2 protein-coding genes and 1 pseudogene are annotated in these 2,935 nt (G+C 32.6%); 1 reads left to right on the plus strand and 2 read right to left on the minus strand.

All coding sequences use genetic code 11. The features are described from left to right. A pseudogene (locus AC1DUW_RS24825) lies at positions 1 to 203 on the plus strand (hypothetical protein); the annotation flags it as partial. Positions 204 to 686: 483 nt separating this feature from the next. Here AC1DUW_RS24825 and AC1DUW_RS24830 read toward each other — a convergent pair. After that, positions 687 to 1,466, minus strand: a complete 780-nt coding sequence (locus AC1DUW_RS24830; RefSeq protein ID WP_477643722.1) for an ETEC_3214 domain-containing protein — start codon at positions 1,464 to 1,466, stop codon at positions 687 to 689. Positions 1,467 to 1,678: 212 nt separating this feature from the next. Continuing rightward, complete coding sequence (locus tag AC1DUW_RS24835; RefSeq protein WP_477643723.1) at positions 1,679 to 2,797, minus strand: hypothetical protein; 1,119 nt, start codon at positions 2,795 to 2,797, stop codon at positions 1,679 to 1,681. Positions 2,798 to 2,935: the final 138 nt, after the last annotated feature.

Genomic DNA, 2,935 nt, shown 5'->3' on the forward strand with positions numbered 1-2,935 from the left:
ATTCTGAAGGCATCAAGTATATCCCATCTGTATCTGTCTTACTTAACGACAAAGAATTAATGAAACTAGGATTTCAGAAAGGTCAACGTATTGCACTATGTGCGTTGTGTACTCGCGGAATTAGCAAAGGAAAAGGAACAGGACGTGAATTTTTTAACATAAAAGCGGAACTCTACCATAAAAATCAGGTTGTTATTCTTTAAAATTAAGCTTAATTGGCTTTCCTGCAGGAATGTCTTTATTTAAATTATAGATTAGCATAAGTAAAGGAGATTATATAAATTGGTAGAACAAATTGTATACAGAACTGATGTTTCAGAAAATGCAATACCCCTTTTTGCATCCCCACTACTTAAATAAAGTTCATCGAGTGAATCAAAAATCTTTGGTGTAYGAGTGAACCAATTATACGTCTATCCCCAAAAAAGGGGGCATAAAAACGTGGAAATCCCCCCACACCTATTCAAAAACTTTTTATGAAGGGATTAAGGGGCAACAACAGACACAAATAAACACGGATTACAAAGGCAGAGGGAGTAGTTAAGATTGTTTTTAAAATTGACAATACATGTGCCAAAACACCTTTGTAATATTAATAAAATAATAAAAAGCCGAGAAAAATCTAGACCTTCTTAGCATTATATACTGCTACCAAAAATTAAATTTAAAAACATCGATTTTGTTAACTATTTAATATTAATTGCATCGTTAACATCAACACCAACTTCATGCTCCTCACTTATTATCTCTCTAAACTTAGAATCAGCCTTTTCAGAGATAATCCCATATATATTTGGAACTAAACTTTTTCTGAAAATCCCTACTTTTCTATGTTTTACGTCTTCATCTTCTTCCAATGCTATTTCAGGAATACTATACTTACTTTCACTTAACTTTACATTAGAGCCTGAAGGTGAGTAACCAATCAAATAATATTTATAATTACCGACACCTCCATAATAGTAAAACTCATGATAATAAAGATGCCTTGAATCGAAATCTAAAAAAACGTTTGCTAGTGCTGGATTAAATTCACTAATTTTTGCCTCTCCCAGTTTCAAATTTTCCCCAAATACAAATGGCAATTCAGGATTGAAATTTTGTTTCCTTGTTGTAACAGCATAGTATAATACTGCATTTGAATCGTCAGCTATTGAATTAACAAAAAAGTTATCATTAACGTATACATATTCTTTGTAATTTGGAAACATTTCATTACGCCAAGGCTCAATCATTACTGGTTCACCAAGTAATTTGTTAAAATAAGATGCTTGTACACCYGTATTTAACTTTTCAATTTTTTTATATAAGGTTCTCTCCTTAAGAAAGCTTTCTGATATTAAATTCTTTATTTCCTTTGAATCTGTTATTAGTCCACTAATACCGGCTATAACTGCTATTATAAGTAAAGCAAGTACAATCCATTTATTCTTTTTTGCATTATTTATTTTGTCTTCTAATTTCAATTATCTACCCTCCAACTAATTTTTTACAGGGTATAATTATTAAAGAATTTTTTTAGCCAAACTCCATATCAATATTAATTACATGAGCATATGCCGTCGAAAAACCTATGATGAAATTCTTCTTTCCTTCCACCTTGCACTCTTCAATTAGTATCCACTTCTCTTGATAAGTCTTTATTTAAAATGATAAAGTAATTATCAGAAGGAAGGAATTAAACGCTATTCCTTTTACGTTCCCTTACTTTTTTATTACTAATTACCGCATCTGAAATAGCACAAGGTTTACACCTAGAGTTTCGTCCAAACCTGCCACTTTTTTGAACATGAAAATCTAGTAAGTCCTTCTCTTCCCTACACTTTGAACATACCTTCTTTGGTCTTTCATTGATGTTGCAGGCTCTTCCAACAAAATATTCCATTCTGTAACTTTCACCATCAACTATAATCCTCTTATTTTTCTCACATTTGTAAACGTATTCCTCAAATTCTTTAACACTTTTATCATTTAATATAGCAAAATATTCTACTGTTCTATAAAACAAATTAATGTCTATCTGCTCTGCTACTTCTACTTCCTTTATCCATTCAAAGGGATTCTTATCTGATTTATTAATATTAAGTGAGCGATTTAATGGTAACATGTTCTCAAGAATTGTCCCACCGTATCCCCAAGATAATGGGATAAAGTGGTCAAAAGAAATATCGTCAATACGCCCTGTCAAAGCACAGGCATTGCCGAAGTATTCTAATACTTCACTTTCCTGCTTTTTTGTAAAGTCCTTTGGAAGTCCAAGTTTAAAAGCCCTACGTTTTAGATTTGCTAAGGTGTAGCGCACCTTATTTTTTTGATAGCCTTCTCTCTTTAATCGTCTAGTTCTATCAACGTCTTTATAATAACTTCTCCTAGCTTGTGCTGCCAATTTTGCTGGATACTTCTCTCTCCACCGCTTCTTCTTTGCGTTCTCCTTGTCTAAGTTCCTTCTCTCTGTATAGGGAACTTTTTCTCTGTATTCCTTTCCTTGTCCTTTGTGGCAATCCTTGCACCACGAACTTCGTCCCGCCTCTCTACGTTTGTCTCTTTTGAAATCAAATATGTTTTTTATTTGATTGCACCTAGTACATTCTCTATCTATAATTAGTTTTCCATTAACCCAAATACCTTCTTCTGTCTCTGTAAATTCATTTTGCTCAGCTAACTCCCTTTCCCTTTTATTTGAGCATTCCTTACATTTTGAGCTAAATAGTTGTCTCTCATTATAAAATCCCTTCTTATTAAATTCTGAGACGGGTTTTTCAAACTTACAATAAGTACATACTTTTCTTTCCATCAATGCCGATACCCCCAGAGAGAAGACTAAAAATTAATAGCAATTCAAGTGAATTAAATTTCATTTGCTGATGTAAATACTAATTAGGAAAAAATCGTGACGTGTAGCTTAACTTACATCAACATCATTGAGACTCTAGGC

This window comes from Peribacillus sp. P4_C12 (genome assembly GCF_056402095.1).